This window comes from Mycobacterium gordonae, from assembly GCF_017086405.1.
Classification (GTDB): Bacteria; Actinomycetota; Actinomycetes; order Mycobacteriales; family Mycobacteriaceae; genus Mycobacterium; species Mycobacterium gordonae_D.
In genome coordinates, this window is sequence record NZ_CP070973.1 from 724,535 (window position 1) to 750,152 (window position 25,618).

The 25,618-nt window shown below is 68.1% G+C and carries 27 protein-coding genes; 16 read left to right on the top strand and 11 right to left on the bottom strand.

Translation table 11 applies throughout. From position 1 onward, the window contains the following. Nucleotides 1–19 precede the first annotated feature (19 nt). From esxG to eccE, 6 genes are all read left to right on the top strand, one after another. A complete protein-coding gene (gene esxG / locus JX552_RS03060; RefSeq protein WP_205876035.1) occupies nucleotides 20–313 on the top strand; it encodes a type VII secretion system protein EsxG in 294 nt (97 codons plus the stop codon). 25 nt (nucleotides 314–338) lie between these two features. Further along, nucleotides 339–629, top strand: coding sequence for a WXG100 family type VII secretion target (locus tag JX552_RS03065; RefSeq protein WP_055580201.1), 291 nt, complete (start codon nucleotides 339–341; stop codon nucleotides 627–629). Nucleotides 630–639: 10 nt separating this feature from the next. After that, entirely contained in the window at nucleotides 640–1,503 is an 864-nt protein-coding gene (locus JX552_RS03070; RefSeq protein ID WP_205876036.1) for an ESX secretion-associated protein EspG, read from the top strand. Nucleotides 1,504–1,575: 72 nt separating this feature from the next. Next, nucleotides 1,576–2,985, top strand: coding sequence for a type VII secretion integral membrane protein EccD (eccD, locus tag JX552_RS03075; RefSeq protein ID WP_205876037.1), 1,410 nt, complete (start codon nucleotides 1,576–1,578; stop codon nucleotides 2,983–2,985). Next, nucleotides 2,982–4,394: a type VII secretion-associated serine protease mycosin gene (gene mycP, locus JX552_RS03080; RefSeq protein WP_205876038.1), complete on the top strand. Its 1,413-nt coding sequence runs from the start codon at nucleotides 2,982–2,984 to the stop codon at nucleotides 4,392–4,394. The genes eccD and mycP overlap by 4 nt, the downstream gene beginning before the upstream one ends. Further along, nucleotides 4,391–5,383, top strand: a complete 993-nt coding sequence (gene eccE, locus JX552_RS03085; RefSeq protein WP_205876039.1) for a type VII secretion protein EccE — start codon at nucleotides 4,391–4,393, stop codon at nucleotides 5,381–5,383. Before mycP ends, eccE begins: the two co-directional genes overlap by 4 nt. Here eccE and JX552_RS03090 read toward each other — a convergent pair. Then, nucleotides 5,370–6,584 carry an alpha/beta hydrolase family protein gene (locus JX552_RS03090; RefSeq protein WP_205876040.1) on the bottom strand — a complete coding sequence of 405 codons (1,215 nt, stop codon included), beginning with the start codon at nucleotides 6,582–6,584 and terminating at the stop codon, nucleotides 5,370–5,372. The two genes, eccE and JX552_RS03090, sit on opposite strands and share 14 nt — an antisense overlap. Before the next feature lie 165 nt (nucleotides 6,585–6,749). Here JX552_RS03090 and JX552_RS03095 point away from each other — a divergent pair, with 165 nt between their 5' ends. Next, entirely contained in the window at nucleotides 6,750–7,532 is a 783-nt protein-coding gene (locus tag JX552_RS03095; RefSeq protein WP_205876041.1) for a trans-aconitate 2-methyltransferase, read from the top strand. Here the strand turns inward: JX552_RS03095 and JX552_RS03100 are convergent. From JX552_RS03100 to JX552_RS03110, 3 genes are read right to left on the bottom strand one after another with little or no spacing between them, the layout of a single operon-like run. Then, a complete protein-coding gene (locus tag JX552_RS03100) occupies nucleotides 7,521–8,927 on the bottom strand; it encodes a sulfatase family protein (protein WP_205876042.1) in 1,407 nt (468 codons plus the stop codon). The genes JX552_RS03095 and JX552_RS03100 overlap by 12 nt on opposite strands. A gap of 6 nt (nucleotides 8,928–8,933) precedes the next feature. Continuing rightward, the gene (bluB, locus tag JX552_RS03105) at nucleotides 8,934–9,602 is read right to left on the bottom strand and encodes a 5,6-dimethylbenzimidazole synthase (protein ID WP_205876043.1); all 669 of its coding nucleotides are present in this window, start codon (nucleotides 9,600–9,602) and stop codon (nucleotides 8,934–8,936) included. Nucleotides 9,603–9,626: 24 nt separating this feature from the next. After that, nucleotides 9,627–10,109, bottom strand: a complete 483-nt coding sequence (locus tag JX552_RS03110; RefSeq protein ID WP_205876044.1) for a hypothetical protein — start codon at nucleotides 10,107–10,109, stop codon at nucleotides 9,627–9,629. A 57-nt stretch (nucleotides 10,110–10,166) separates the two neighbouring features. Between JX552_RS03110 and JX552_RS03115 the strand changes: the two genes are divergently transcribed. Beyond that, complete coding sequence (locus JX552_RS03115; RefSeq protein ID WP_205876045.1) at nucleotides 10,167–10,832, top strand: phosphatase PAP2 family protein; 666 nt, start codon at nucleotides 10,167–10,169, stop codon at nucleotides 10,830–10,832. A 43-nt stretch (nucleotides 10,833–10,875) separates the two neighbouring features. Beyond that, on the top strand, nucleotides 10,876–11,544 hold the full coding sequence (locus JX552_RS03120; RefSeq protein WP_205876046.1) for a L,D-transpeptidase family protein: 669 nt from the start codon (nucleotides 10,876–10,878) through the stop codon (nucleotides 11,542–11,544). Between the two features lie 53 nt (nucleotides 11,545–11,597). Here the strand turns inward: JX552_RS03120 and JX552_RS03125 are convergent, their stop codons facing one another. After that, nucleotides 11,598–12,104, bottom strand: a complete 507-nt coding sequence (locus JX552_RS03125; protein ID WP_205878181.1) for a nuclear transport factor 2 family protein — start codon at nucleotides 12,102–12,104, stop codon at nucleotides 11,598–11,600. A gap of 192 nt (nucleotides 12,105–12,296) precedes the next feature. On the opposite strand from JX552_RS03125, the gene JX552_RS03130 reads away from it, so the two are divergent. From JX552_RS03130 to JX552_RS03140, 3 genes are all read left to right on the top strand, one after another. Continuing rightward, nucleotides 12,297–14,219: an Hsp70 family protein gene (locus tag JX552_RS03130; RefSeq protein ID WP_205876047.1), complete on the top strand. Its 1,923-nt coding sequence runs from the start codon at nucleotides 12,297–12,299 to the stop codon at nucleotides 14,217–14,219. A gap of 198 nt (nucleotides 14,220–14,417) precedes the next feature. After that, nucleotides 14,418–15,842: a DUF7159 family protein gene (locus JX552_RS03135; protein WP_205876048.1), complete on the top strand. Its 1,425-nt coding sequence runs from the start codon at nucleotides 14,418–14,420 to the stop codon at nucleotides 15,840–15,842. Nucleotides 15,843–15,875: 33 nt separating this feature from the next. Further along, a complete protein-coding gene (locus tag JX552_RS03140) occupies nucleotides 15,876–16,298 on the top strand; it encodes a hypothetical protein (protein WP_205876049.1) in 423 nt (140 codons plus the stop codon). A 229-nt stretch (nucleotides 16,299–16,527) separates the two neighbouring features. On the opposite strand, the gene JX552_RS03145 is transcribed toward JX552_RS03140, so the two are convergent. Both JX552_RS03145 and JX552_RS03150 read right to left on the bottom strand, forming a co-directional pair. Next, a complete protein-coding gene (locus JX552_RS03145; protein ID WP_205876050.1) occupies nucleotides 16,528–16,983 on the bottom strand; it encodes an SRPBCC family protein in 456 nt (151 codons plus the stop codon). A gap of 50 nt (nucleotides 16,984–17,033) precedes the next feature. Beyond that, a complete protein-coding gene (locus JX552_RS03150) occupies nucleotides 17,034–17,750 on the bottom strand; it encodes a DUF3060 domain-containing protein (protein WP_205876051.1) in 717 nt (238 codons plus the stop codon). Between the two features lie 48 nt (nucleotides 17,751–17,798). Between JX552_RS03150 and JX552_RS03155 the strand changes: the two genes are divergently transcribed. Together JX552_RS03155 and JX552_RS03160 are read left to right on the top strand one after the other, a co-directional pair. Next, nucleotides 17,799–18,812, top strand: coding sequence for an NADP-dependent oxidoreductase (locus JX552_RS03155; protein ID WP_205876052.1), 1,014 nt, complete (start codon nucleotides 17,799–17,801; stop codon nucleotides 18,810–18,812). Nucleotides 18,813–18,954: 142 nt separating this feature from the next. After that, nucleotides 18,955–19,830 carry a glycoside hydrolase family 16 protein gene (locus JX552_RS03160; RefSeq protein ID WP_241011069.1) on the top strand — a complete coding sequence of 292 codons (876 nt, stop codon included), beginning with the start codon at nucleotides 18,955–18,957 and terminating at the stop codon, nucleotides 19,828–19,830. Nucleotides 19,831–19,835: 5 nt separating this feature from the next. Here JX552_RS03160 and JX552_RS03165 read toward each other — a convergent pair whose 3' ends face one another. Then, nucleotides 19,836–20,066 carry a hypothetical protein gene (locus JX552_RS03165; protein WP_205876054.1) on the bottom strand — a complete coding sequence of 77 codons (231 nt, stop codon included), beginning with the start codon at nucleotides 20,064–20,066 and terminating at the stop codon, nucleotides 19,836–19,838. 95 nt (nucleotides 20,067–20,161) lie between these two features. On the opposite strand from JX552_RS03165, the gene JX552_RS03170 reads away from it, so the two are divergent. Both JX552_RS03170 and JX552_RS03175 read left to right on the top strand, forming a co-directional pair. After that, a complete protein-coding gene (locus tag JX552_RS03170) occupies nucleotides 20,162–20,500 on the top strand; it encodes a hypothetical protein (protein WP_205876055.1) in 339 nt (112 codons plus the stop codon). 10 nt (nucleotides 20,501–20,510) lie between these two features. Next, on the top strand, nucleotides 20,511–22,010 hold the full coding sequence (locus tag JX552_RS03175) for a bifunctional phosphatase PAP2/diacylglycerol kinase family protein (RefSeq protein WP_205876056.1): 1,500 nt from the start codon (nucleotides 20,511–20,513) through the stop codon (nucleotides 22,008–22,010). On the opposite strand, the gene xylB is transcribed toward JX552_RS03175, so the two are convergent. Genes xylB through JX552_RS03190 form a run of 3 tightly spaced genes read right to left on the bottom strand, consistent with a single transcriptional unit; the run spans nucleotide 22,000 to nucleotide 25,597 of the window. Further along, nucleotides 22,000–23,382 (bottom strand): xylulokinase, encoded by a 1,383-nt coding sequence (gene xylB / locus JX552_RS03180; RefSeq protein ID WP_205876057.1) that lies wholly within the window; start codon nucleotides 23,380–23,382, stop codon nucleotides 22,000–22,002. The genes JX552_RS03175 and xylB overlap by 11 nt on opposite strands. Beyond that, nucleotides 23,379–24,773 carry a mannitol dehydrogenase family protein gene (locus JX552_RS03185; RefSeq protein WP_205876058.1) on the bottom strand — a complete coding sequence of 465 codons (1,395 nt, stop codon included), beginning with the start codon at nucleotides 24,771–24,773 and terminating at the stop codon, nucleotides 23,379–23,381. The genes xylB and JX552_RS03185 overlap by 4 nt, the downstream gene beginning before the upstream one ends. Then, nucleotides 24,770–25,597 (bottom strand): AraC family transcriptional regulator, encoded by an 828-nt coding sequence (locus JX552_RS03190; protein ID WP_205876059.1) that lies wholly within the window; start codon nucleotides 25,595–25,597, stop codon nucleotides 24,770–24,772. Before JX552_RS03190 ends, JX552_RS03185 begins: the two co-directional genes overlap by 4 nt. Nucleotides 25,598–25,618: the final 21 nt, after the last annotated feature.

Genomic DNA, 25,618 nt, shown 5'->3' on the forward strand with positions numbered 1-25,618 from the left:
ATCAAGGAAAGGAAGAGCTATGAGTATGTTGGACGCTCATATTCCGCAGTTGGTGTCCTCGCAGGCGGCGTTCGGCGCCAAGGCGGGGTTGATGCGACACACCATCGGCCAGGCCGAGCAGGCGGCCATGTCGGCGCAAGCGTTTCACCAGGGTGAGTCCTCAGCGGCGTTTCAGGCTGCCCACGCCCGTTTCGTCGAGGTGGCGGCTCGGGTGAACACCTTGCTCGATATCGCGCAGGCGAACCTGGGTGAGGCTGCCGGCACGTATGTGGCCGCCGACGCCGCGGCCGCTTCGTCCTACACCGGCTTCTGAGCCCGGCTTCGAGAAAGGATCAATCATGTCGCAGATCATGTACAACTACCCGGCGATGCTCGCCCACGCCGGGGACATGTCGGGCTACGCTGGCACCTTGCAGGGCCTGGGCGCCGACATCTCGGCCGAGCAGGCCGCGCTGCAGAACGCCTGGCAGGGTGACACCGGGGTGACCTACCAGGCCTGGCAGGTGCAGTGGAATCAGGCCATGGAGGACCTGGTTCGCGCCTATCAGGCGATGGCCAGCACCCATGAAGCCAACACCATGTCGATGATGGCCCGGGATGCGGCCGAAGCCGCCAAGTGGGGCGGTTAGCCGCGCCTAGATGGACGCTTCGCCCAATGCCGTCGAACTGACGGTCGATCAGGCGTGGTTCATTGCGGAAACCGCTGGGGCGGGCAGCTTTCCATGGGTGCTCGCGATCACCAACCCGTATCGCGATGCCGCACAACGAGCCGCGTTCTTCGACCGGCAGAAGGACGAGCTGACCCGGATGGGAGTGATGACGCAAGGCGGTGTCATCAACCCGGCGATCACCGACTGGATCAAAGTGGTGTGCTTCCCAGACCGGTGGCTCGACCTGCGTTACCTGGGTCCGGGTTCGGTGACCGACGCCGGAGACATGCTGCGCGGAATCGTCGCGCAGCGTGCCGGGGCCACCGTGGTCGCGCTGCGCAGCGCGCAGCTGGTCACCTTTACCGCGATGGACATCGACGACCCGCGAGCGCTGGTTCCGGTGCTGGGTGTCGGATTGATGCAACGGCCGCCGGCCAGATTCGAGGAATTCAGCATGCCGACCCGGGTGGGGGCCCGGGCCGACGAGCGGCTGCGCGCCGGTGTGCCGCTCACGGAAGTCCTTGACTACCTGGGGATTCCGGTTTCGGCGCGCGCCGTGGTGGAGTCCGTCTTTACCGGGCCGCGCAGCTACGTCGAGATCGTGGCCGGCTGCAACCGCGACGGCCGGTACAGCACCACCGAGGTGGGACTGAGCATCATCGACACCACCGCCGGGCGGGTGTTGGTCAGTCCGTCCCGGGCCTTCGACGGCGAATGGGTTTCGACATTCAGTCCCGGCACGCCCTTCGCGACCGCCGTCGCGATCGAGCGACTGACGTCCTTCCTGCCGGACGGGGATTGGTTCCCCGGCCACCGGTTATCGCGCGACTTCTCCACCCAGACAACGGCATAAACCAGGCATAAGTAGCAAGCAGAAAGAGAGCACGATGTTTCAGCAACGGCCCCAGCAGCTTTGGTGGGTTCAATGACGTCCGGCACCGTCATGCCTATCGTCCGCGTCGCCATTCTCGCGGACAGCCGGCTGACGGAGATGGCGTTGCCCACCGAGTTGCCGCTGCGCGAGATTCTTCCGGCGGTGCAGCGTCTGGTGGTCCCCGCGGCCGGCAACGGTGACGATGCGCAAGGCGCCCCCTACCTGAGCCTGGCGCCCATCGGTGGAGCGCCGTTCAGCCTGGACGCCAGCCTGGACACCGTCGGAGTGGTCGACGGGGATCTGCTCGCCCTGCAGCCGGTGCCGGCCGGCCCCGCCGCGCCGGGGATCGTCGAGGACATCGCCGATGCGGCCATGATCTTCTCCGTGTCGCGACGGAACCCGTGGGGCGTCAAGCATATTCAGCGTGGCGCGGTGGCCGCGGTGATCGGTGTGACGCTGTTGGCCACCGGCCTCTCGGCCGCCCACCGGGTGGCCACCGGAGCCCTGGCCGGCTTGGTGGCCGTCAGTGCGATCGCAGCCGTCGTCGCGATCACCGGGCTGCTGAGCACCGCTCGGTCTCCACGCACCGGGGTGGCGCTGTCGATCGCCGCGCTGGCGCCGATCGCGACAGCGCTGGCGCTAGCGGTGCCGGGGAGGTTCGGCGCCGCGCAGGTGCTGCTGGCCGCGGCCGGGGTCGCCGCGTGGTCACTCATCGCCCTGATCGTCCCCAGCACCGAACGCGAGCGCGCGGTCGGCTTCTTCACCGCCTCGGCGGTGGTCGGGCTCACCATCGCGCTGGCAGCGGGAGCCGAATTGCTCTGGCGTCTGCCGATATTGGCCCTCGGCTGCGGGCTGATCGTGGCGGCGCTGTTGATCACCATCCAGGCGGCTCAGCTCTCGGCGCTGTGGGCGCGTTTTCCGCTGCCGGTCATCCCGGCGCCGGGTGATCCCACCCCGTCCGCCCCGTCGTTGCGCGTGCTCGAGGACCTGCCGCGCCGGGTGCGGATCAGCGACGCCCACCAGAACGGTTTCATCGCCGCCGCGGTCGTGCTCAGCGTGCTGGGGTCGGTCGCGATCGCGCTGCGGCCCGAGACGTTGAGCGTCGCGGGTTGGTACGTGGTGGCGGCCGCTTCGCTTGCGGCCACGCTGCGGGCGCGGGTGTGGGATTCGGCCGCCTGCAAGGCGTGGCTGCTGGCCCAGCCGTTCCTGGTGGCCGGCGCGCTCTTGGTGTACTACGCCGCGACCGGGCGATTCCTGGGCGCCTTCGTAGCCGTGCTGACGTTGGCGCTGCTCGTGCTGGCCTGGATCGTGGTGGCGCTGAACCCGTCGATCGCCTCGCCGGACAGCTACTCACTGCCGCTGCGCCGGTTGCTGGGCTTTCTGGCCGCCGGGCTCGACGCGTCACTGATCCCGGTGATGGCGTTCCTGGTCGGACTTTTCGCCTGGGTGCTCAATCGATGAGACGTGCCGCTGGATTGGGTTGCTGCACAGCGCTGCTGGCGTTGGGGCAGGTCCCGGTGGTCGCGACGGCGCCGCCGGCGCTGGCGATCAGCCCGCCGGTGGTGGACGCAGCGGCGCCACCGCCGAGTGGGGCGCCGGGGCCCGTACAGGTGATGGAGCAGCGCGGCCCGTGCAGCATCTCCGGCGTCATACCGGGCAGCGATCCCGGCGCGCCGACACCCAGCCAGTCCCTCCTGAACCTGCCGGCGGCGTGGCAATTCTCCCGCGGCGAAGGCCAGGTGGTGGCGATCATCGACACCGGCGTGCGGCCGGGCCCGCGGCTGAACAATGTGGAGGCCGGCGGTGACTTCGTGGAGTCCACCGACGGGCTGACCGACTGCGACGGGCACGGCACGCTGGTCGCCGGGATCGTTGCCGGCCAGCCCGGTGACGACGGCTTCTCCGGCGTGGCGCCCGCGGCCCGGCTGCTGTCGCTGCGGGTGACGTCGGCCAAGTACTCGCCGCGCACTCCGGGCGGTGACCCGACGCTCGCGCGGGCGGCCATCGACATCGAGGCGCTGGCCCGGGCCATCGTGCACGCGGCCGATCGCGGCGCCCGGGTGATCAACATTTCGGCGATCACCTGCCTGCCCGCCGACCGCACCGTGGATCAGGCCGCGCTGGGAGCTGCGATCAGGTATGCAGCGGTCGACAAGGACGTGGTGATCGTGGCCGCCGCCGGCAACAGCGGCCCGACCGGATCGGTCGCAGGCGGCACGTCGTGTGAATCCAACCCGCTCACCGACCTGAGCCGCCCCGGCGATCCGCGCAACTGGGCCGGCGTCACGTCGGTCTCGGTGCCGTCTTGGTGGCAGCCCTACGTGCTGTCCGCCGCGTCCGTCTCGTCGGGCGGCCGGCCCTCGAAGTTCACCATGGCCGGTCCGTGGGTGGGCATCGCGGCGCCCGGGGAAAACATAGCGTCGGTGAGCAACGGCGACGGCGGCGGTCTGGCCAACGGCCTGCCCGACGACCACCAGCAGCTCGTACCGCTCAGCGGCACCAGCTATGCGGCCGGCTACGTCTCCGGCGTCGCGGCGCTGGTTCGCGCCAAGTATCCGGAGCTACCGGCCGCCGAGGTGGTGCGCCGGCTCACCGCGACCGCGCAGAACGGTCCGCGGGACCCGTCCAACCTGGTCGGCGCCGGCATGCTCGATGCGGTCGCGGCACTGACCTGGCAACTGCCGTCGGCACCCGGCGGGGCACCGGCCTCGACCTCGGTGAAGCCGGTGGCCGTTCCGCCGCGACCGGCGGCAGCGAACACCACACCGCGCAACGTGGCGTTGGCCGGAGCCGGCGTGCTGACCTTGGTCGTCCTCATCACCGCAGCGACGGTGGCGGTAGTGCGCCGCCGGAAGGAGCCCACCCCGTGACTCACGCGATTCCCAAACCCGGGGCCGCCAGGATCGCCCTGGCGCTGCTGGCCGTGGTCCCGGCCGTGATGGCCTACCCATGGCAGTCCACCCGGGCCTACTGGTTGCTCGGCATCGCCGCCGCGGCGGTGATCCTGCTGTTCGGATGGTGGCGCGGTCTGTACTTCACCACGATCCTGCGCCGGCGGCTGGCCATCATCCGCCGCTCGTCCAACCGGGTGAGCCTGCACGCGGAGCCCGATGCGAACACCCGCACCACCGCGCTGCTGCGAGTGGGGCCGGCGTCGTCGGACACCGGCACGCTCCCGTTGCCACTGATCGCCAGCTACTCCAACCGCTACGGTGTCCGCGCCGATAGGATCCGAATCACCAGTCGTGACAACGGATCCGGCGCCCCCGAAACCTGGATCGGATTGACGGTTTCAGCCGTCGACAACCTGGCCGCGTTGCAGGCCCGCTCGTCGCGGATCCCGCTACGTGAGACGGCCGAGGTGGCCGCCCGCCGGCTCGCCGATCACCTGCGTGAAATCGGCTTCGACGCCAACACCGTTGGCGCCGAGGATGTTCCGGAGGTGTTGGCCTTCGAGTCTGACAGGACGGCCCGCGAAACCTGGCGTGCGGTGCAGCAGGACGGCTCGGATTATGTTGCGGCATATCGGATCACGTCGGGGTCCGGGTTGCCGGAAACGCTCGCCGCGGTGCGTGCGCAGCAGGCGCGGGAGATCTGGACGGCGCTCGAGATCGCGGACTCGGGAGCCCATTACACGGTGGCCGCGGCGTGCGCGTTGCGCACCGATGCCGCGCCGGGCGGCGCCGCGCCGGTGGCCGGTCTGACCTTGGAGCGGGGCAACCAGCGGCCGGCGCTGCAGGCGCTGGACCCACTGTCCACCCGGCGGCTCGACGGGCACACGCAAGCGCCTGCCGACCTGCTGGAGCGGTTGGACTGGCCTACTGCGCAAGGCCCCGCCGAGGCTCTCAGTCGTACATGAACTGACGCAGGAACGGCGTCATTCGCCGCAGGTAGTCCAGCTGACTCACGTGTAGCACGTGGCTCCCGGGGAACCAGTGCAGTGCGCAGCGGTCCCAGTGCTTCCACAGGGCCACCGCGTGCTCCGGTGGGGCCATCCGATCACCGAGCCCGGTGATGATCATCCGACGGTCCTTGGACAGCAGCGGGCGGTAGTTCAGCGGGCCGTGGTAGGCCAGTCCCGCCTGTAATTCCTCGTCGTCGATGCTGGTCAGCCATCGGCCGAACTTGATCAACGTGCTCGCCGGGAACCACTCGTCGAAAAGGTCGCCGGGCGTGATGACCGGACAGTTCGGGATGACCGCCTCCAGTCGGTCGTCGACAGAGGCGATCAGCGCCGAGGTGTACCCGCCGAGTGAGAGTCCGGTCAGCGCAATCCGATCCACACCCGTGCTGTGCAGATAGTCCACCACGGACCGGAAGTCGTGCACGGCCTGGGCCATCGCCTCGGCGAAACCGCTCAAGCCGCTGGCGAAGTAACCGAAGCCGCTGAACGGCGAATGCTTTTCGGCTCGTTTGCCATGAAACGGCAATGTGTACAACAGCACGTCGTAGCCGGACCGGAAATACCAGGGCAGCGAAAAGAACAGGCCGTTCAGCAGGTACGAGGACCCCATGAAGCCGTGGATCACGCACAGGGTGGGCCGCGGCCCGTCGTCATGGCGCCAATGTTGGGCCCGCACCACATTGTTGGCGGACAGCGCACTCCAGCGCTTGCGCATGGCGGGGTTGACTGCCCGAAAGCTGCTGGGGAATGAGATGTTGTCGATGGTGGCCAGGGCGACCCGTTGCGCGATCGGACTGGCATGCCGGGACACGTTTTTCGGCGGCTCCAAGGGAGCCGGGAAGGACAGGCGCGGATCACGCTGGGCGCCGAGTTCGGCATAGAACTTGAGCTTGTCGCGCTCGCTGCCCGAGTCCCCGCGGCGCAGGTTGCTACTGACCACCACGGGAGCCACCGTGGTGGCCAGCAGCGCCGAGGCCGTAGTCCGCAGTGCGACATCGCTGATCGCCGAGGCTTCCACCACCAGTCGCTGTCGGGGCGACAGGGTGGATCGGGCGGGCAGACCCTCGACTCCGACGTCGCCGCCAGGTACGTCGGGAATGGGTAGCGGAGGACTGATCGGATCTTCGTCGCCAACCAGGTCCGAAATCTCAGACATCAACCCGATCGTAACCCGCTGATTGTGACGAATGCCGGTCGTTTCGACCGGATCGTCAATAATTTCTACCCCCGTGGGCGCGCGTTCTGGGAGAGTCCGGTAATACGGTTTGTTGGTGACACCCGACGGACCGGACCCTGGCAGGTGTCGATCAGGAGGACCGAGATGTGGGATCCCGACGTATACCTGGCCTTTGCGGACCATCGCAGCCGTCCCTTCTACGACCTGTTGTCGCGGGTGGGCGCCGACCGGGCGCGCCGCGTGGTCGACCTCGGCTGCGGTCCCGGCCATCTGACCCGGTACCTGTCCAAGCGCTGGCCGCAGGCGGTGATCGAGGCTATCGACAGCTCTCCGGAGATGGTGGCCGCGGCCCGCGAACGCGGGATCGACGCCGTCACCGGAGACCTGCGCAACTGGAAGCCGCAACCGGACACCGACGTCGTGGTCAGTAATGCGGCCTTGCACTGGGTGCCCGAGCACTCCGATCTGTTGCTCAAATGGGTCGGCCAACTGCCCGGCGGATCGTGGATCGCCGTTCAGATTCCCGGAAACTTCGATACCCCTTCGCACGCCGCCGTACGCGCCCTGGCGCGTCGGGAGCCTTACGCAAAGATCATGCGTGACATACCGTTTCGGGTGGGGGCGGTGGTGCACCCGCCCGCCCATTACGCGGATCTGTTGATGGACGCCGGCTGCCGCGTCGACGCCTGGGAGACCACCTATCTGCATCAGCTGACCGGCGAGCACCCGGTGCTGCAGTGGATCACCGGCACCGCGCTGGTGCCGGTGCGTGAGCGCCTCGACGACGACGGCTTCGACCAGTTTCGCCAGGAGTTGATCCCGCTGCTGGACGACGCCTACCCGCCGCGGGCCGACGGCACCACGATCTTCCCGTTCCGCCGGCTGTTCATCGTGGCGCAGGTCGACGGGCGCCGCTCAGCCGGTTGATCCGGGTTCTGCCGCTTCCTCGATACCCCGGTCCGCCGCGATCGCTGAGCGGCTGGTCGGCGTCGCGCGATGGATCTGCAGATACGTTTCGGTGTAGCGCACTGAGATCCGGGTGCCGGCGAACTCCGAGGGGATCACGTCGCCGGTGCGCTGGCGCCAATCGTGCAGCCGCACCGCAAGATCGGCGGCGATGGCATCGGACTCCGCGGTGGCCGCCGGGTCGGTCAGCAGATTGGTGGTCTCGGTGGGGTCCTCGCGTAGATCGTAGAGTTCGCGCTGTGGTCGGGGCGCCGTGACGAAGGGTGCGACAGCGATTCCGGACGGGCTCTCCTCGATGTCCCACGGCAGGTCCAGCAGCGGCCTGGGCACGTAATTCTCGATGTAGCTGTAGTCCTTGGTGCGGATGGCCCGGATCGGATCGAACGAGTCGTGGTAGGTCTTAGTCGTGTACACGTGGTCGCGCACCGGTTCGATCGCCTCCGGCGCGAACAGCGCATCGGCGTGCGAGACGCCCTCGACGTCGGCGGGCACCTCGATGCCCAGCAGACTCAGCAGCGTGGGCAACAGGTCGACGCCGCTGAACAACTCGTCGTAGACGCGCGGCGTCACGTCCAGGCTGGTGGGCGGCCGGATGATCAGGGCGATGCCGGTTCCTGCGTCATACAGCGTGGACTTCGCCCGCGGGAACGCCGGACCGTGGTCGGTGAAGAACACTACCCAGGTGCTGGCATCCAGACCGGTCTGCGCCAGCGTGTCCAGTATCTGGCCGACCGCGGCGTCCGCGGTGGTGATGGAGCCGTAGAAATCGGCGACGTCCCCGCGCACCTCCGGGGTGTCGGGCAGGTAGTCGGGCAGCTGGACGGCCGAACTGTCGGCCGGTTCGTAACGGTCATGGGGGTAGGGCCGGTGGGTTTCGAAGAACCCGGCCGTCAACAGGAATGGCTGGTCGGACAGATCCGCCGGGCTGTCCTGCAGCCATTCTCCGACCTTCTCGACCACGTACTCGCAGTAGGAGTTCGACACGTCGAACTCGTCGAAACCGAGCCTCTTGGGATAGGAGGTCTCGTGCTGCATGCCGAAAAGCGCTGTATACCAACCCGATTCCGCAAGCAGTTGAGGCAGCGTGCGCACGTCGGTGCGGTATTCCCAACCGTGGTGTGCCAATCCGAGCAGGCCGTTGCTCTGCGGGTAGCGCCCGGTGAACAGCGACCCGCGCGAGGGCGAGCACAACGGAGCGGTGGCATGGGCCCGGGTAAACAGGACGCCCTCGGCGGCAAGGCGGTCCAGCCGTGGACTCGACACATCGGGGTGGCCGTAGACACCGAGGTGACGCCCCAGGTCGTGCCAGTGCACCAGCACGACATTCTGCGCGGTTGCTCCCGAGTCACCGGCCACCGTCAGTCACACCGTCCTTCCGTTTCCAGGAGTCTGCCATTGATTCTCCGAGACGAACTCGGGCAGCGGCCGCGCCGTGGTCCAGCCGTCGAGTTCCAGCGCGGGCCGGTCCGGAAACTTCGGGACCGGCCCCACACACAGAATTGCCACTGGTTCGGCGCCGGCGGGCATCCCCAGCAACGCCGCCAGCTGGAGCGGATCGAACAGCGACACCCAGCCCACGCCGAGGCCTTCGCACCGCGCCGCCAACCACAGGTTCTGGATCGCGCACGACACCGACGCCAGGTCCATCTGCGGGAGCGTGCGACGGCCGAAGACGTGCGCGTCCCGGTCGTCGCACAACGCGACCACCAACAGTTCCGCGCACTCGAGGATGCCCTCCACTTTCAGCGCCAGGAATTCCGCCTCGCGCGGCCCCAGCGCCGCCGCGGTGAGCCCACGTTCGGCATCGACCAGCCCGTGAATGCGCCGCCGCAGGTCCTGGTCGGTGATCCGGATGAAGCGCCACGGCTGCATCAGCCCCACACTGGGCGCGGCATGCGCGGCTCGCAGCAGACGTGTCAGCACCTCCTCGGGCACCTGCGCGCCGGGGGAGAAGCGGCGCATGTCGCGTCGCTCGGCGATCACGCGGTACACGGCGCGACGTTCGGCCGCGGTGTATGCGTACTCGGTCATCCGGTCATCGTAGAAACGTGACAGTCAGGGGCTGTAGGTGACGCCCACCGCCCGGAAGACGTACTCCGGCGGCACGTCGAACGACACCGAGCGCCGCGGCAGGCGTGCCAGCTCGTCCTCGTCGATGGTGTCCTTGAAGTGCAGCGAGAGAGGACCATGGAACCGCTCGTCGACCGCCGCGGTGTCCAGGTCGACTTGCAATCCCGTCGCGGAAATCTCCGCGGTGGCCGCACCGGCCTGCGCCTGGTCCCAGCGCACGTCCACAACTCGCCCGGCCAGCTTGGGCACCATCGACAGCGTCGCGAGCACCCGCCGCTCAGTGAGCGCCAGCGAGCCCACATAGCTGGCGACGCTGCCCTGGGACCGCAGACCGGGGATGGAGCCGCTGAACCGTCGGGTGACCGCGACGAATTCCGCGAAGTGGATCAGCCCCTCGGATTCCACCTGGGCATGCAGATCCGCCGGCAGCTTACCGACGCCGAACAATTTCCGGAGAATGACGGGCATGACGCCAGTATGAGGTGGTTTGGCGTTCGGCGCATCGAGGCTGTATCGATGTAGCCGATGAGCAGCCCCCGAATCGCCACCCGACCTTCCTGGCCTGTTTGGCTGGTAGCGGCAGCGGTGGCGCTCTACGCCATGCTCTGGGTGGGGCACCGGGAGCACTGGGGCTGGCTGCAGTCGTTCGACTGGGCGCTGCTGAATCCCGCGCACGACATCGGCATCAAGCACACCGGATGGGTTCGGCTCTGGGTGGTGGTGTCCTTTGTGCTGGGCCCAGTCCCGCTGCGGTTGTTGAGCCTGGCGGTGATGGTGTTCGCGCTGGTGCGCCGGCGGGTGCGGATGGGGCTGCTGCTGTTGGCCTGTGGGCCGTTGAACGGGTTCATCACGCTGGTGGCCAAGAATCTGGCCGGGCGTCCGCGACCGAGTACCGCCCTGGTGTACGCGGCCGAGACGTCGTTCCCCTCCGGACACGCACTCGAGGCGATGTGCAGTCTGCTTGCGCTGCTGGCCTTCTGGCTGCCGGTGGTCACGCGCCGACAGGCCCGGGTCGTCGCGATGGCGCTCGCGGGTCTGGGTGTCTTCATGGTCGGCGTGGCCCGGGTCGCACTGAACGTGCACCACCCCTCCGACGTGATCGCCGGCTGGGCGCTGGGCTACGTGTATTTCATGGTGTGTCTCTGGGTTTTTCGGCCCGGGTCACCGCACCGTGACCCAACCGGGTCTTAACCTTTACTTGACCCTCGGCTACGGCGGGTCTGACCATTGAACGATGCGCCGACTGCTAGCTCAGCTTTGTGCTGCCGTGTGCGCCTTCGCTGTGCTCGCTGCCGGGGCGGGCCTGTTCGCCGGGGTCGCCGGGGCCGCCGGCAATCCGTGGTTCGCAAACTCCGTCGGCAATGCGACACAAGTCGTTTCGGTGGTCTCCACTGGCGGATCCAACGCGAAAATGGATATCTACCAGCGCACCGCGGCCGGCTGGCAACCGCTGAAGACCGGAATCCCCACCCACGTCGGTTCGGCGGGCATGGCGCCGCAAGCCAAGAGCGGCTACCCGGCCACTCCGATGGGCGTCTACAGCTTGGACTCGGCGTTCGGCACCGCGCCGAATCCCGGTGGGGGCCTGCCCTACACGCAGGTGGGACCCAACCACTGGTGGAGCGGCGATGACAACAGCCCTACGTTCAACACCATGCAGGTGTGCCAGAAAGCCCAGTGCCCCTTCAATACCGCGGAGAGCGAGAATCTGCAGATCCCGCAGTACAAGCATGCGGTGGTGATGGGCGTCAACAAGAACAAGGTGCCCGGCGGCGGCGCCGCGTTCTTCTTCCACACCACTGACGGCGGACCCACCGAGGGCTGCGTCGCGATCGACGACGCCACGCTGGTGTCGATCATCAAGTGGCTGCGGCCGGGCGCGGTTATCGCGATCGCCAAGTGACCCGGCGCGCGTAGACGCGAAAACCCAGCGCCGCCGGGCGCTTTTCCGTCTGCTCAGCCGTCGACGTCGGCGCGCGCGCGGCCGGGCTTGACGTTGAACTTGAGGTCCGTCACCGACATCGTCGCCTCGAAGGTGCGGTCGTAGCCGGTGGCGCTGATCCGCCACCCGTCGGGGGTGCGGCGGTACTGGTCACGGTAGAACGCCGCACCGATCAGCATGAAGTTGTACTCTGCGACGATCACCCGGTCCTGCAGGTACCAGATGCCCGAAGCGGTGTCTCCGCTGACGGTGATCTCCGGATGCGTCACCCGGTGCTCGGTGACCACACCCGGCCCCATCGCCGAGCTCAGGTATTCGACCAGTTCCTTGCGGTTGTCGAAGTGCAATTCCTTGCCCAGCGACGAACCGTAGGCGCCGACGATGTCTTCGGTCATCGTCTCGGCGAAGTCGTCCCAGTGCTTGGTGTCCATCGCGCGCAGGTACCGGTACTTGACTTGCTTGATCGCTTCGATGTCGGCGATCGGGTATTCGGAGAGGCTCACCGGCTCATTGCAACACATCGGGCCGGACGCGGTGCGGGAGGGCCAGGACGGCTCCGACGCGACGCTGGTTGTCAAGGGCGCCGCAGATACCTTTTCGGTGACGACACGGCATCGACCGGATACCAATGGCCTTGACGCCGAACCATATTCGACGAACGCGCGGCTAAGGTTAACGCTGGCTACCGACCCTATCGACGAAAGCATGGCTATATGTACGACCCGTTGGGGTTGTCGATCGGGACCATGAACCTGGTTGCGGCGGCGAACGGAAGTTCTCCGGTCATCCGTCGCGCTGTGCTCACCCTGTATCCGCACTGCGCCCCGAAACTTGGTGTGTTCGGCGAGAATTCGGCCGAATCCGGCACTCTGATGAGTGCGTTCGTGGAACGTATCGGCGACTCCGTGGCGCTGATCTCCCCGGATGGGTCCGCGCACGATCCCGACCTGCTGACGGTCGAGGCGCTGGACGCGATGGTGGTCGCCGCCGGCGCCGACGCGAGCTCCGCCGAGATCGCGATTGCCGTTCCGGCGCACTGGAAGCCGGGAACCGTGCAGGCATTGCGCAACGCCCTGCGTACGCACGTCGGATTCGTCCGGAGTGGCATGGCGCCGTGCCTGGTGCCGGATGCGATCGCATCGTTGACGGCGGTGAACGCCGAAGTGGGGGTGCCCACCGGAGGCGTGGTGGGGCTGCTCGACTTCGGCAGCTCCGGCACATACGTCACCCTCCTCGCGACCAAAGATGAATTCGAACCCATCAGTGCCACAATGCGTTACGAGGATTTCTCGGGAAATCAGATCGACCAGGCGTTGCTGCTGCACGTTATTGAAGAGCTTGGCCACTCCGACGTCGATCCGGCCGGCACCGCAGTCCTCGGTCAACTCGGCAGGCTCTCCGAGCAATGCCGGGAGGCCAAAGAGCGGCTCTCCACCGACGCGGTCACCGAACTGGCGGCCGAGCTCTCGGGCACCAGCGCCGGTCTCGAGCTCACCCGGGAGAAGTTCGAGGACCTGATCGCGGACCGCCTGACCGGGCTCATCTACGCCTTCGACGACATGCTGGCGCGCAACAACTCGAGCTTCGCCGACCTGGCGGCGGTGGTGACAGTCGGCGGCGGCGCCAATATTCCGCTTGTCAGTCAACGTCTTTCGTTCCACACCCGGTTACCCGTGCTGACCGCGTCGGATCCGGTGAGTGCCGCCGCCAAGGGCGCTCTGCTACTGGCGACCCGCAATGACCTGATGGATATGCGGACCCGGACCTCCATCGGACTGCTTGCCGGCGTTTCCCATGCGGCCTCGGCCACGGGCACCGGTGTGGTCGACCTGCCGGCCGGCGACGTGATGGTGATCGACCAGGACGCGTTGACCGACCGCGAGCTGGCCTGGTCGCAGACCGAGTTCCCCGAGGTGTTGACCCGCTTCCAGGGCGACTCCTACAACGAAGACGGCCCCTGCTTCTCGATGCGGCTCAACATCATCGACCCGCCAAAAGCGCCGCGACGCCGGATCAGGGTGTCGCAGCTGCTGATCGGTCTGTGTGCCGCGGTGGCGATGACCGCGGTCGGCGGGGTGGCGATCACATTGACCGCCGTCGAACAACGCCACACCCACCGTCCGGCGCCGGTTCTGCCCAGCGTCGCGCCACCGCCAGTATCGCCCAGCGCCAAGTTGCCCAATCCGATCCCGACCAGTCCGGCCGTGCCCAGCCCGCTGCCACCACCGCCCAGCGAGGCGCCGGCGGAAAGTGCGGCGGCCCCCACCAGCGTCGAGACGCCCCCTCCGCCGCCACCGCCCCCGCCGTCGCCCTCCCCGGCCCTGACGACGACCAGGCCGGCCCCGGTCACCACAACGCACCCACCGGCCGCCACCACCACGCCGCCCACCTCCGCACCGCCGTCGACCACTGAGACGACCGGTGCGGCCGAGGCGCCGAGGGCGGCGGAGGAGCCCACCACGTCGGAACCGCCGCCGGTGAAGATGACGACGCAGTGGCTGCACGTCCCGCTGCTCCCGTTGCCGATACCGATCCAGGTCCCGGCCAACCAGGTCCCGGCCAGCCCGGCCCCGGCGAATCAGGTGCCGCAGAACGCCAACCCGCAGAATCCGTTCTCCTCCCCCGGGGGCCCCTGACCGCCGATTCTCATTTGAGCTTCATAGGAATTGCTGCCCACCTCGGTGCGCGCGAGTAGGGTTCGAGCTGGCAAACTGCATACAGGCCAGCTGAATCGATCGCTCCAGCAGTGGGGCGGATCTTCGTCGACGGCGGCCCGGGTGGTGCGCCGGTCCGCCTAGACCCCGTGGCTAGCTCGCACATGGCTTGGAGGGGTTATGGACATCGTGCTTGGGGTATCGATGGAGCCCTCAGCCGTCCGCCTGGTGTTGATCGAGGGGGCGAACGCCGACGGCGCGACCGTTGAGGAAGAAAGCATCGACGTCGCTGCCCAAGGCGGCGCAGACAGTGACGACGCGGCAACCGATCGGGTGATCGCCGCGCTGGTCGGCACCCGCGAAGGCGCGATCGAAGGCGGTTACGAGCTTTCCTCCACCGGGGTGACGTGGACGGACCCCGCCGAGGTCGCCGCGCTGCGTCTGGAACTCGCCGCCCGCGACGTCGGCGGTGTGATGCTGGTGTCGCCGCTGCTGGCCGCCGCCGCGTTGGCGCAGAACGTGGGCGCCGCCCTCGATTACGAGCACATCGCGATGCTGTTCGTCGAGGATGGCAGCGCGACGCTGGCCGTCGTCGAGATCGCCGACGGCTCGATCGTTGACCTGCACCGGCAGTCGGTGCGCGACCAATCGCTGGCAGCCGGGCTGGTGACGATGGTCGTGGGGCTGGACGCCCCGGGTTCGCGGGCCGACGGTGTGTTCCTGGTCGGCTGCGGCGTCGACATCGTCGACGTCAAACCGGCGCTGGAGGCGGCGACATCGTTGGTGGTGAGCTGTCCGGAGGAACCGGAGATGGCACTGGCCAGGGGTGCCGCGCTGGCTTCGGCGAACGCGCCGCTGTTCGCTTCGTCGACATCGGCACTGGCCTATGCGCTGGACCCGGGTACCGGGGAGGTGAACCCGCGCGCGCTCACCCCGAGCTATCTCGACGTCTGCGCCATGGCCGGCGTCAGCGAGGGCGCCCTGGCCTACAGCGCAATAGCGGAAGAAACCGACCCCGAACTGGAGGCGGAAACCCGACGCCGGCCGTTGGCGCTGGTGAGTGCGGCGATCGTCGGCGTCGCCGCCGTGGCGGCCGGGCTCATAATCGTGTCGCTGGGCTCCCACGTCCGCACGACCGCCGCCCAACAGTCCGGTCCGCGCGACGGCGCGGCGACGCCGGCAATCCAGGCCCCCGCCACCGAATTGCCGGCGCAGGTGTTGCTGCCGGCCCCCAGCGCTGCGCCGCCGCCGACCGCGGCGCCGGCCCCGAGTGCTGCCCCGCCCCCCGTGGCGGTGGCCGCACCGCCGCCGGTGGTTCAGCAGCCGCCGCCGCAGACCGTGACCCGACCGGCGCAGGCCCCGGCTTACTTGGCACCCGCGCCGCGTCGCCAGCCCACTCGGCAGGCGGCCCCACCGGTGCAGACACCGGTCCAGCAGGCTCCAGAGCCGTCGGCGCCGCCGCCTGCGGCACCCGCACCGGCCGCCCCGGCTCCCGCTGCGCCGACCCCGATCATGACGATGTATCTGCATCTGCCGTTCGTCTCGATCCCGATTCCGATCAACCCCCCGCCACCGCCGCCCCCGCCCGCAGAACCCGGTCCGTAGCGAATCGGTCGTGTTGAGCGCAGACTGGGCGCTATGAGTGATAAAGGCGGATCAGGCGGCGGGTTCGGGTTCGACCCCGAGGACTTGGATCGGGTGATCCGGGAGGGCACCGAAGGCCTGCGCGACGCGTTCGAGCGGATCAGCAGGTATGTGGGGTCGCCCGGCGGCCGTTCGGGCTGGTCACTGCTGTTCGATGACCTCTCCCGGCGCGCTCGCCCGGAGCCCGAGACCGCCGGCGAGGCGGGCGACGGCGTCTGGGCCATTTACACCGTGGACGCCGACGGCGGCGCACGGGTCGAGCAGGTGTACGCCAACGAACTCGACGCGCTGCGGGCCAACAAGAACAACACCGACCCCAAGCGCAAGGTACGTTTCCTGCCGTACGGCATCGCGGTCAGCGTGCTGGACGATCCGGCGAATGGTGCGACGGACAGTCCGACGGGCGAGTCGGCGTAGCCGGGGCTCCCGTCTGCAGGCGCTGCGGGTGTGCGGCCGCCGACACGTCCGGTAATGTTGCCGGTAGCGTGCGAAATGCGCTGTAATGCAACGTAATCGGCAGCCCTTACACGTCCGGGTACGGCCGACCCGGCGTTGGCCGGCTTATCGGCACCCGCTCGGCGACGACCTGCCGCCGCACTGATCGTGCGTGCTCCGCGGACGCTCAGCAGAGCCGACCCGGCGTCGGCTAGGGCGATTCGACTACGGCTTTGATCCGTTCGAGGGTGGTCGTCATGTCGCGTATGTTGCGCCGTCGTCGCAACTCGCCCAGAAGGAATCGGACGAACCGCGGCATTCCATAGTCTTTGACCCAGAACGATTCGGTGACGTCGGTTCCCGTTGCGGTCGAATTAAATTGGTAATGCCAGTTGTTGACCGGCCGGTTGCCGACGAGAACTTGGAAGCCGAACTCGCGGCCCGGCTCGCACGTGGTGATTCGACAGGTTGTCCAGTAGATGGGGCCGACCTCATTGCGTTTGACGTGGCCGCGGAAGCGGACGCCGACCGCGGGCCCGCTCGCCCCGTCTAGCCACTCAGCCTCAAAGGTCTCCGGGGAAAAGCGTCCGGTGTTGCGCACATCGGCCACCAGCTGCCAGATGTCCTCGGCTGGTGCATTCATGTGCACCGTCACAGACTCTCGCATGAGTGAAGCATAGACAGTCTAGGTAAACGGTTGCCGCGGCCGCAGGGCGCTCAGCCTTGCTCCACCACATTCCCGCTGCCGTTCTTGCTGATCTTCGGCGAGCCGGAGTGATAGGTGATCTTGTTGTTGAGCCCGGAGGCTTCGATGGTGTCGGCGTTGTCGACGATGACGACGTTCTGCAGGCCGGACACGTTGACGGTGCCGCAGTGCCCGGTGAGCGTCACCGTGTTGGAGATGCCGCTGATGTTGATGGCGTTGCCGCTGCAGGCGACGGTCTTGTTCTCGTTGATCCCCGAGATCGTGAGCGTCTCGCCGGCGGGTGCGGTGGCCGACGGCGACGGACCCGCGCTGGGGGTGCGGGTCTTGCCGGTCGACGGTGCGGTTCGGGTCGGGGCCGGACCCGATGACGTGGCCGCCGAGGTGCTTTCGCTGGGGGAGGGCACCACGAGATCGTCATGGGAGAACTGGCGTGCGGCGTACGCGGCGATGCCGCCCACCAACACCAGCACGCCCAGCACACCGGCCGCGGCCAGGATCCAGAACCAGCGCATGCCCGAGGACGACCGCGGTGTGGCGCCGGGATAGGGGCTGCTGTAGCCGTAGCCCGGCGGTGGCATGCTCGACTGCATCGGCGGGGGTATCGGCCCGGGTGGGGGCGGCGGATAGTTGTAGCCACCCTGCTCGCCCAACTCCGAGGCGCGCGCCGCGTCAGCCAGCGGCTGCTCCAGCTCCCGTATCCGGGCTTCCGGGTCATCCTCTGGTTTCACACCTGAGATGCTCCCATATCGGAATGGCGGCGGAATAGGCTCGGCGTCGTGCCCGCATTGCCGAATCGCCAGATTTTGTTGCGCCGACGTCCTTCCGGTCTGGTGCAGCCCGACGACACCGAGCTGATCACCCGGCCGGCGCCTGAACTCGCGGCGGGAGAGGCGCTGCTGCGCACCACATATGTCGGGATCGACGCCGCCGCCCGCACCTGGCTGGACGACCAGCCCAGCTACCTACCGCCGGTGCAGCTGGGCGAGGTGATCCGGGCGGCGGGGATCGGCGAAGTGGTCGAAACACGTTGCGACGCCTACGCTGTCGGCGACATCGTCACCACGTTGACCGGCTTCCAGGAGTACGTGGTCATCCGCGACGACATTTTCAGCACACCCATTCCGGGCGAGGACGACCAGTTGGCGATCATGTCGGTGTACGGGCCGACGGGCGCCACCGCCTATTTCGGGATGACCGACATCGGCCGCCCGCAGCCCGGCGAAACCGTGGTGGTCTCCGCTGCTGCGGGCGCCACCGGATCGGTGGCCGGGCAGATCGCCAAGATCGCCGGCGCCCGGGTGGTGGGCATTGCCGGCGGACCCGAGAAGTGTCGGGCGGTCGTCGAAGACTTCGGGTTCGACGCGTGCATCGACTACAAGAACGACGATCTGGCGGCCGCGCTCAAAGAGCACTGCCCGCGCCGGGTCGACGTCTACTTCGACAATGTCGGCGGCCCCATCCTCAACGCAGTGCTGGGCCGGCTCGCCGCCAAGGCGCGCGTGGTGCTATGCGGGGTCATCTCCAGTTACCTCACCGGCGAGCACCCCGGACCGGCCAACTACGTCAACCTGCTGTCCAAGACGGCGTCCATGCAGGGCTTCAACGCGCTCGACCAGTGGGGCCGCTTCGACGAGGCGTTCGCGAACCTGCGCCGGTGGGAGTCCGAGGGGCGCCTGCGGCACCGTCAGACCATCTACGACGGCATCGAGTCGTGCGTCGACGCCCTCAACGGGTTGTTCACCGGGGCCAACATCGGCAAGACGCTGGTCAAGATCGGCGAGCCCGGCTGACTTTGACCTCGCCGTGACGTCGAGGACGTTCGGTAGCCGCTGCGCGAAATGTCCACCGGCAGTGACCAGGAGCTACGCAAAACCGGCTCGCCAGAGTCCACGCAACACCGAGCGGGCTGCTATCTTCCTTGCCATGCCACAGATGGACCGTCGCCGCATGCTGATGATGGCGGGATTCAGCGCACTGGCGGCCGCGACGGCGGCCCCGACAGCAAACGCCAGCCCGTCCCGGCCGGCTGCTCCAGCGGGTCCCGCGCCGGTGCCGGCCGCACCCGCGGCCGGCGCCACGGGTGGATTCATCTGGCACGACGAGTTCGATGGACCGGCCGGTTCAGCCCCCGACCCCGGCAAGTGGTCGGTGTCGAACTTCCGAACGCCGATCCGCAACCCCGTCGGATTCGACCAGCCACAGTTCTGGGGGCAGTATCGCGACAGTCGCCAGAATGTGTTTCTGGACGGCAATTCCAACCTGGTACTGCGGGCCACCCACGACGGCCACGGCGGTTACTTCGGGGGTTTGGTGCATGGTCTGTGGCGCGGAGGCGTTGGCACCACCTGGGAAGCCCGTATTAAATTCAACTGCCTGGCGCCAGGTATGTGGCCGGCGTGGTGGCTGTCCAACGACGACCCGGGCCGCAGTGGCGAGATCGACCTGATCGAGTGGTACGGCAACGGCACCTGGCCTTCGGGCACCACCGTGCACGCCAACCCGGACGGCACCGCGTTCGAAACCAACCCGATCGGTGTGGACGGCGGGTGGCACAACTGGCGCGTCAAGTGGGACGTCACCGGCATGTATTTCTGGGTGGACTACGCCGACGGCGCGGCGCCCTATTTCTCGGTCCCGGCGACCGGCATCGAGAACTTGGACGAGCCGTTCAAGGAGTGGCCGTTCAACGACCCGGACTACACGGTTTTCCCGGTCCTGAACCTGGCCGTCGGTGGCTCCGGCGGCGGCGACCCGGCCGCCGGCACCTACCCGCAGGACATGCTCGTCGACTGGGTGCGCGTCTTTTAGACGCGTTAGTTCGTCAGGTGTAGATACCAGAGGCCGTCGTCGCCTTGGCGGCAGTCCCAGTGGGTGTACGCCCCGTCGTTGTGCGTGATCTCGACGTGCGGGCCGTCCGTCTGGCAGGCGGCCAGCGTCGCGTAACTGCCCTCTACCTGCACCTCGTCGGCGTTGGCCACCGCTACCGCGGTGGTGAACAACGCGGCGCCGGCGGCCAGAATCCCGGCAGCGAACGTGGTCTTCATCTCCGAGCCCCTTCCGACATCGTTAACTGACGGGTTGCCCAATTCGACGAAAAGCGAAACTGCAACCCCCTCGCATTCGAACGTATGGTCGAACAATGGGGCGGTTCGCGTCGATCGGGTACAACGGTCAACCGCTGCGCGGGCCCTTTCGGCCGGTGCGTCCCCCCGTCCCGGTGCTGGTTGATCTGACGGTGCTGTTTCCGCGCGAGCCCCATCGCACCGGCCGCTATCAGCCGAACGGCCTGCAGCTGCACAAGGTGGTGGAGGGCCAGCTGAGCTGTTGGGGTCTGTGCGAGCAGGGTGACTGGTGGGGGCTGGTGACCTATCCGGTGGAGTTCGGGGCCGGGCACAAGGCGGTGACGCACTGGGTGCCGGCCTGGACACTGCGCCGAAAAGGTGAGCGGCCGCAAGGTTCTGCCGGTGCCCCCCGATAGGGTGGTGCCAATGAACGAACGGCCCTTGCGACCGCTACGCAGCGTCAAACAGATCACCCGGGGATTGGGCGCGCTCGATCGCGAACTGTTCGAGGCGGTTGCCGAGAGCCCGACTCCGCTGCTCGACAAGGCGATGCCGCCGCTGACCCGGGCCGCCGACCACTCCAAGCTGTGGTTCGCCATCGCTGCGTTGTTGATTGCATCCGGCAAGCACTCCGCCCAGCGCGGCGCCACCCGCGGCCTGGTGTCACTGGGGGTCACCAGCCTGGTGACCAATCAGTTCGCCAAGCGCGTCCGTCGGCGGCCGCGTCCGCTCTACGATTCGGTGCCGCTGGTCCGGCGTGTCCGGCGCCGTCCGACCTCCAATTCCCTGCCGTCCGGGCACTCCGCGAGCGCCGCCGCGTTCGCCGTTGGGGTCGGGCTGGAGAATCCGACAGTGGGCTTCGGGCTGGCGTTGCTGGCCGGCCTGGTTGGGTTGTCCCGGGTGGCGGTCGGCGCGCACTATCCCGGCGATGTCGTCATCGGCTTCGGCATCGGCTCCGGCATCGCCGTGCTGGGCAGCCGGCTGGTCCCGCCCATCGTCGAAACCGCCCTGCCGTCAACAGAACCGCTGCGTGCGGACGTCCCGGAACGGCCCGACGGCGCCGGCGTGGTCCTCGTCGTCAACCCCGCGTCGGGAAGCGGCACCGGGGCCCGCGTCGCCGAGGAGGTTCGCGGCGAGTTGTCCGCAACGGAGATCGTCGAACTCGGTTCCGATGACGACCCGCTGCAGGTGCTGCGCGACGCCGCCGCCCGCGCCGAGGTACTCGCGGTCGGCGGGGGCGACGGCACCGTGGCAGCGGCCGCTTCGGTGGCCGCCGAGGCCGGAGTGCCGCTGGCGGTCTTTCCCGGCGGCACCTTCAACCATTTCGCCAAGGACATCGGCTGCGACTCGGTGGCCAAGACCATTGAAGCGATCCGGCGCGGCAGTGTGGCCTATGTCGACATGATGTGTCTGAACGAGAACCAGATTGTGGTCAACACGGCGAGCATCGGTGCTTACCCCACGTTCGTCCAGGAGCGGGAGAGACTCGAAAAGCGGATCGGCAAGCCGCTGGCCGGCACGTACGCGATGTTGCACACGCTGCGAAACGGCCAGCCGGTGCGCATCAGCTACGACAACAAGACGCTGCTGACGTCACTGTTCTTCGTCGGCAATTCGCTTTATCTGCCAACAGGATTCGCGCCATCCCGGCGCACCCGCATGGACGACGGCCTGATCGATGTGCGCATCCTGGAAACCGGCCGCCGACTGGCCCGGACCAGAATCCTGACTGCGCTGGTATTGGGACGACTGGAACGCAGCCCCCTCTACCACGAGATGCAGGTGCCGGAGTTCACCTTCACCGCGGTCGACGGACCCACTCTCGTCGCCCACGACGGCGAGATCGGCGAGGAATACGACAAAGCCACGTTCACCTCGAAATATCGGGCCCTGCCGGTCTACCGTCCGCTTCCACTCATTCGGTGAGATCGCGCACCCGGGCATAGCGGGCACGCACGCCTGGCGCGGCCGGCCCCGCATAAGTGCGCGCGCTCGGCGGTGACCAGGCGGGCGGCTCCGGTGACCCGCTGCACACCCACGCCGCCTGCCGTGCCGCGCCCAGTGCGACGTATTCGCCCTGGGTGGGCACCACCACGGGCGTTTCGAACACGGTCGGCGCGATCTGGCGCACCGCGCGGGACTGCGCGCCGCCACCGATCAGCAGGATCCGGCGCACCCGCACGCCGTGCCTGGTGAGCTGGGCGAGCCCGTCGGCCAGTGCGCACAGCATGCCCTCCACCGCGGCCCTGGCCAGGTTGGCCGGTGCCGAGTTCGACACGCGGAGACCATGCAATGCGCCAGTAGTGTTGGGCCGGTTGGGTGTTCGCTCACCTTCCAGGTAGGGGACGAGCACCAGGCCCGCGCTTCCCGGCGGTGCCGACAGCGCCAGCCCGGACAGCTCGTCGTGGTCCACGCGCAGCATCGTCGCCGCCGCATCGAGCACCCGTGCGGCGTTGAGCGTGCATACCAGGGGAAGGTAGCGGCCGGTGCCATCGGCGAAGCCCGCCACGAACCCCTGTTCGTCGCGGACCGGGTCGGCGGTCACGGCACACACCACGCCCGAGGTTCCGATTGAGACCATCACGTCGCCCTCGGTGGCACCCAGACCCAGTGCCGCGGCGGCATTGTCGCCCAGGCCGGACCCGAAAACCGTTGCGCCGCTGAGTGCCTCGGCGGGACCGAGCACTCGCGGCAGAATCGGACTGCGGCCGTGGAGTGCCAACTCGAGGAGGTCGAGGCGATACTGGTCGGTGCCCGCGTCGAAGTAACCAGTGCCGCTGGCATCGCTGCGGTCGGTGGTCAGCGCCGCGACGTCGGCTTCGCCGCGCAGCCGCCAGGTCAGCCAGTCGTGCGGCAGGCAGACCGCCGCCGTGCGGTCCGCATTCCCGGGTTCGTGGTCGGCCAGCCAGCGCAGTTTGGCGGCGGTGACCGCGGCCAACGGCACCACCCCGACGGCGCGCGCCCATTCCTGCGGTCCGCCCAACTCGTCCACCAAGGAGCCGGCCGCGCCGGCCGAGCGCAGGTCGTTCCACAGCAGCGCGGGACGCACCACTGCGCCGGCCGAGTCGAGGCACACCATGCCGTGCTGTTGGGCGCCGATGGCTACGGCGGCCACGTCGGCGATACCGCCTGCCGCCGCGATGGCCTGCCGGGCTGCCGATTCCCATGCGGCCGGGTCGATTTCAGTGCCGTCGGGGTGCGCGGCCCGACCCTGCCGGAGCACCGCACCGGTCTCGGCGTCGCACACCAGCACCTTGCAGGACTGCGTCGAGCAGTCAATTCCGGCGACCAGGGTCACGGCCGCAGCAGGCTCTCGACCGTCGCGCGGGCGCCGTGGCGGTGCAACGAGTCCAGCGTCCACAGGTAGGGTTCGACGAAGCGGGGCTCCTCGATCAGGTTGCCGAAGATCGACCGGTTGGTCAGGAACGCCGACCCGTGGGTGCGCTGCGAGCGGGCGATCGGGATCAGGCTGTCCGCCTGCGGATCTACCACGTCGATCGGGCGCCCCTCTTCGTCGATGCCCTCGGCGTACCGTGCCCAGCTGGCGACGATGGCGGCGGAGTACCGGACCGGGCCGCCCGAGCGCAGGTTGTCGCGCACCACCGGGAGCAACCACTTGGGGATGCGGTCCGAGGATTCGGCGCAGAGCCGGGCCACCGTGTCGCGGATGTGGGCATTGGCGAAACGGGGGAGCAGTCCGTCTTTGAACTCCTGCAACCCGGGCACCGGTGTCAGCGTCGGCGTCGCCTCGGAATCCATGTAGCACCAGAGCAGTTCGGCGAACAGTGGATCCCGCGCCGCGTCGTGCACCAGTCGGTAGCCGGCCAGGTAGGCGAAGTAACACAGCCCCTGGTGACTGGCGTTGAGCAACCGCAGCTTCATCGCTTCGTACGGCGACACGTCATCGGTGAAGGTCACACCCGCCCGGTCCAACGGCGGCCGCCCGTCAGCGAAATCGTCCTCGACGGCCCACATGGCGAACGGCTCGGTGATCACCGGCCAGGCGTCCTCCACGCCGAATTCGGCTGTCAGACTTTCGAGCACATCGGGCGTGGTGGCCGGCGTGATGCGATCGACCATCGAGTTCGGGAACCTGGTGTTCTCGTCCATCCATTGCGCCAGTGCGGAATTGGATTCCTCGGCGTAGGCGGTGAAGGCATGCCGCGCGATGCGTCCGTTGCCGGCGATGTTGTCGCAGGACAGGATTGTCGGGGATTTCAAGCCGCGGAGGCGCCGCCGGTTCAGCGCCTCGGTGACCAGTGCGAAGACCTCGCTCAAGGGTTCGTTGTAACCACCCTCGGTGATCGTCAGGGTGATCATCCGGACCGAGCGATCGGCGAGCAGCTCGATCACCGAGTCGGGGTCGTCAGGCGCATAGCGGAAGTCGACAATCGAGCCGATGACTCGGGGCTCCCGGGTGCCGTCGGGGTGGGCCACGGTCAGGGTGTACAGGTGATCCTGATCGCGCAGCGCGTCGCGCATACGGCGGTCACGGGGCAGCACCCCTACACCGCAGATCCCCCACCTCCGGGCGATCCCCTGGCTGAGCAGTCGGTCGACGTACATGGCCTGGTGCGCGCGGTGAAAGCCGCCGACGCCGAAATGCACAATGCCGGTCTTGATTCGGCTGCGATCGTAGTCGGGCGTGGGTATCTGCAGGCTGTGCAGGTTGCGGGCGTTGAGTTTCATGCCGGCAGCTCGCTGCCGTGCCGGCGGTAGGCCGACGGGGGCCTGCCCCACGCACCTCGGAACGCGCGGGTGAACGAGCTGGCGCTGTCGAAGCCCACCCTGGTGGCAACCTGCAGCACGCTCAACTCCGAGTCGGCGAGCAGTGCGGCCCGCATCAGGCGGGCTTGCTGCGTGTAATCACGCCAGGTCATCTGCAACTCACGGTGACACAGTCGTCGCAACGACCGTGGCGACATGCCTGCGACGGCGGCGGCATCGTCAATGGTGATGCCGGCCAATGAATTACGCGTATGTTCTAGTGCCGCGGCGAGTTGCGGATGAGTGGTCGTCGGCAGGCTGAACGGATGCTGGGATCCCAGCAATTCGCCGAGCAGCTCGGCGAAGCAGCGAAAGTACGCGTCGGACACCGCGTCGGACCCGTCCCGGTCGATCGGCCACCGGCATGCGTAGATGATCATCTGCCGGATCAGTGGCGAGACCATCACGATCCCCGCGCCTGGCCGGGCCGGCCGCAGGTGAACGGGGTGCAGAAATATCGACACCGACCTCACTGGGGTATCGATCGTGCTGATGTGTCCCAGTCCGGCCGGAATCCAGGCGGCCTGCCGCTCGGACAGCACGTAGGCACCGGCATCGGTCTCCACTTCCAGAACGCCCTGAACGACGTACTCCAGCTGGTGCAGGTCGTGTGCGTGGCGCGGCGTGGTTACCCGCTGCCCTTCGTAGACAAACGCCCCGGCCGTGCAGGTGCCGCCCTGGCGCATGTCGACCGGAGTCGAGGTGTCCGCGCAGGACAAGACCATGGCCGTTTGTGAGAAAGTCATGACCCTCCGATGGTACGACTG